Source organism: Streptomyces sp. NTH33 (genome assembly GCF_003236365.1).
In the GTDB taxonomy this organism is placed as follows: Bacteria; Actinomycetota; Actinomycetes; order Streptomycetales; family Streptomycetaceae; genus Streptomyces.
Genome location: NZ_POTZ01000571.1, coordinates 1 through 3,798, shown reverse-complemented (window position 1 = coordinate 3,798; position 3,798 = coordinate 1). Strand labels below are relative to the sequence as shown.

The window sequence follows — 3,798 nt, the reverse complement described above, 5'->3', positions numbered from 1 at the left end:
TCTCGTGGGCTCGGAGATGTGTATAAGAGCCAGGGAACACCCGGCCCCCTGCCCCCGCTGCCGCTGCTCCGCAGACCGCGTTGCGTCCAGCGCGCACCGCCAGGCCGTCCAAGCCGTCGTCGACGTCGCGTCGCCCGGCCGCGCAGAAGGCCGTCCCCGCCGACGTCCCGGTGGGCGACATCGATCCGAGGTTCGAAAACGGGCCGCTCGCCGTCGTCGACGTCGAAGACGGCCAGGTGCTGGCGTACTGCGTCGGCGGCCTGGTCCTGGACGTGCCCGCCAAGTCCCTGCCGGCCCTGGTGGAGTGGACACTGCGCGAGGCGCGGCTCGGTCAGCCGAGGCTGTCCGGGCCGGGCAAGGACGCCGACCCGCTGCTCGTGCTCACCGAGGCCGCGCTGCAGCGTTACGGCCTGCCGGTCGCCCTCACCGATGAGGAGCGGCTCGCCGGGCGGATCCCGGAGGGACACAAGGTCATCAAGCAGCTGGGCCGCGCGAAGTGGAAGCTGACGAAGCGCGGGTTCGGGCCGTGGGCGAGGATCTACCGCCCGGCGCAGGGCTCGGAGCGGGCCTGCGTGCAGCTCTGCATCCCGTCGTGGCACGCGCTCGACTCCCGCCACTGGGGCGGGGCCGCGCAGCTGGCGCCGGCGGACCTGGCCCGGGTCCTGGGCGTGTACGCGTCGCGGGTGATGACGCCGCGCGGTTCCACGGCCGTGACCGGCCTGGAGCTGATGACCGCGCTGCACCCGCCGACTCACGCCGTTCGTGACGAGGCCACCGGCGGCTTCCGGAAGTCGGAGGCCAAGCCGCCGGGCTCGCTGGGCGAGCATCCGGTCGACCCGGCGCCGTGCGAGGCCCCCGACGGGCACCCGCTGCTCAAGGACCTGCCGCGCTTCCACATGCGCGGCCCCGGCGAGAAGCTGTTCGAGGAGGCCTTCGACTGGGCGCGCCCGCTCACCGACGCCGAATGCATGCGCCGCAACCTGGTCGGCATCGACGTCAACATGGCCTTCGCCGCCGGAGCCAACGGCCTGGTCGTCGGCCTGGGCGAGCCGACGCACGTGAAGGCGCCGGTGTTCGACCCGAAACTCCCCGGAAGCTGGCTGGTCGACCTGTCCCATGTCGACCTGTCCCGGGTGAAGGTCGGCAAGGACAAGTGGGCGGACCTGGACGCGAGCCTGCTGCCGAGCCCGTTCACGCCGAAGGGCGAGCGCCCTGAGGGCCCGGCCTGGTACGCGACTCCGACGGTGGCGTACGCGGTGGAGCTCGGCTACGACGTCACGCCGATCGAGGCGTGGGTGCGCTACGACAACGGCCGCTACCTGGACGGCTGGTACAACCGGCTGCGCGACGCCTACCTCGCCACGATGGCCGACCTCGGCGTGCACGCGGACATGGCGCCGGCCGACTTCCTCGCGGCGATGGACGGCTGGCGCGGGCGCGACCCGCAGCTGGCGATCGTCGTGGACGCGGTCAAGGCGACGGTCAAGGGCGGCCTGGGCAAGCTGCGCGAGCGGCCCCGCGGTGAGGGCTGGCGGCCCGGCGAGCCGTGGCGGGCCCTTGCCCGGCCCACCTGGCGGCCGGACATCCGCGCGGCGGTCATCTCCCGCACGCGGATCAACCTGCACCGCAAGATCGTCAAGCATGCGGCGTTCACCGGCCAGTACCCGGTCGCGGTCCTCTCCGACTGCGTCGTCTACGCGGCCGACGGGACGTCACCGCTGGACTTCCTGCCCTACCCCGGCGGCAAGCCGCTGCCCGGCGGCTTCAGGCTCGGCATCAACCCCGGCCTGGTCAAGCACGAGGGCACCCAGAGCGTCCTGTGGGGCGAAGAGGTCCGCGAGCGGTTCAACGCCCCGGAACTCAACCTCGCCCGCTACATCAAGGACGGCACCGTCACCGACGTCGACAACGGAGAGTAGGAGAGGGCGATGAGCCTGTTCGGGGACGGCCTGGACGCCGCGGTGCAGAAAGCCTTCACCCGCCCGGCACCCAAGAGCGCGCCCGCGCGGATGCGCTACCTGGTCAAGCAGCTGGGGGGCACCAAGCCGGTCGCCCGGATGCTGCGGATCTCCCAGCGCACCGTGGAGCGGTACGTGAAGGACCAGATCAAGAAGCCCCGCCCGGACCTCGCCGCGCGCCTGGAGCGCGAGGTGAAGAGGCGGTGGCAGCCGCAGATCCGCGCCAGGGCCCGGCAGAAGGCGGCGACGACCGGCGGCATCGTCATCGACACCCGCGCCCGCCTCGGCTACACCGCGCCGGTCGGCTCGACCGACGACGCCCGGATCCGGCATCTGACCGTCGCGCTTCCGCCGCAGTACGCCGCGCGTCTCTTCGACGCCCAGCAGGCGGGCGCCGGCGATCAGCAGTTGCAGCGGATCGTCGCCGAAGGGCTCAAGGAGATGTACTTCCAGGACGGCGGTCGCCGTGCCGGGTCTCTGGAGGAGGTCCGCTTCACGGACATCGAGCACGTGGAGTTCGACCTGTAGCCACCGCGCCCCGAACAGCCCGCGAGCCCGGACCGATGAGCCGAAGCACGGTAGCTGTCACCGCAACCGCCGGGGCGGTGTGCGCCGGGCTGATCACTGGGCCTTTGTGCAGCAAGGAGCGCCGCAGCCGGTGACAACAACCATGCTTCGCGCGGTGCCGGTGACGGGTAGCGCGCCGACCTGGTGACAACCACTGTGCTTCGCCCGGCCGAAGCCGCAGGTGGGTGGACGCCGACGGTGACAACTGCAGTCACGGGTCGGCGCCGTGCCGGAGGAGACCGGCCATCCTCCGGCGGCTCGTGCCCACCCCCTTGATCGTCCTCGCCGGTCGACGCTGAACGGCCGGACATGCCCTGCTGCGCCGTTAGCATCGGCTCATGCCGACCGAGCGGATGGAAGCGTTCAGCGATGGGGTCATCGCCATCCTGATCACGGTCATGGTGCTTGAGCTGCCCACCCCGCACGGCACCACTTGGGCGGCCCTGCACGACGCGCTCCCGGTGCTGCTGACCTACGTGCTCAGCTTCGTCTACCTCGGCATCTACTGGAACAACCACCACCACATGCTGCAGGCGACCGATCGGGTGAACGGGCAGATCCTGTGGGCGAACCTGCACCTGCTGTTCTGGCTCTCCCTGATTCCCTTCACCACGGCCTGGATGGGCCAGAACCACTTCGCCGCCGTCCCCACGGCCGCGTACGGCATCGATCTGCTCGCCGCTGCCCTGGCCTACTACACACTGCAGAAGACGATCATCCGGGACCAGGGTGAAGAGTCCCTGCTCGCCGCCGCCGTGGGCAGGGACCTGAAGGGCAGGGTCTCGCCGCTGCTGTACGCGAGCGGCATCGGCCTGTCCTTCCTGAGCGACTGGCTCGCGGTGGCAATCTATGCCGGCGTCGCGCTGATGTGGCTGGTCCCCGACCGGAGGCTCGAGCGGACCATTGCCCACAGATCGACCCCGGGCCCGGGCGAGTCCGCCCCCTGACCTTCGCGGCGTCACGCCGGCAGCGGCCTCCGGTCCTCCACTACGGCAAGGACGGCGCCCTCACCGGCCCGGACAAGGAACACGCCGAGACCTCCATGCTCGCCCTGCACCTGCTCCAGTCCGCTCTCGTGCACGTCAACACGCTGCTGCTTCAGGCAGGTCCTCGCCGAACCGGCCTGGGCATCGAGACACACGGATGAGGACCGGCGCGGGCTGACCGCGCTGTGCTGGTCGAACATCAACCTGTACGGGACCTTCCGCCTCGACATGGACAAGCGGCTCGACCTGGCGCCCACGGCCACACACCCCGACCTACCCCCTCGACC

The 3,798-nt window shown here is 71.1% G+C and carries 2 protein-coding genes and 1 pseudogene; all 3 read left to right on the top strand.

Annotated features, from left to right (window positions below):
* Window positions 1-47: 47 nt before the first annotated feature.
* A pseudogene (tap, locus tag C1I97_RS33100) lies at window positions 48-1,919 on the top strand (telomere-associated protein Tap); the annotation flags it as partial.
* Between the two features lie 9 nt (window positions 1,920-1,928).
* Entirely contained in the window at window positions 1,929-2,486 is a 558-nt protein-coding gene (gene tpg / locus C1I97_RS33095; protein ID WP_111006721.1) for a telomere-protecting terminal protein Tpg, read from the top strand.
* Between the two features lie 377 nt (window positions 2,487-2,863).
* Window positions 2,864-3,472 (top strand): TMEM175 family protein, encoded by a 609-nt coding sequence (locus tag C1I97_RS33090; protein WP_111006720.1) that lies wholly within the window; start codon window positions 2,864-2,866, stop codon window positions 3,470-3,472.
* Window positions 3,473-3,798 lie beyond the last annotated feature (326 nt).

Bases quoted from the DNA above. Each gene is read 5' to 3' on its own strand.
- tpg (WP_111006721.1), top strand. From the start codon at position 1,929: ATGAGCCTGTTCGGGGACGGCCTGGACGCCGCGGTGCAGAAAGCCTTC.
- C1I97_RS33090 (WP_111006720.1), top strand. From the start codon at position 2,864: ATGCCGACCGAGCGGATGGAAGCGTTCAGCGATGGGGTCATCGCCATC.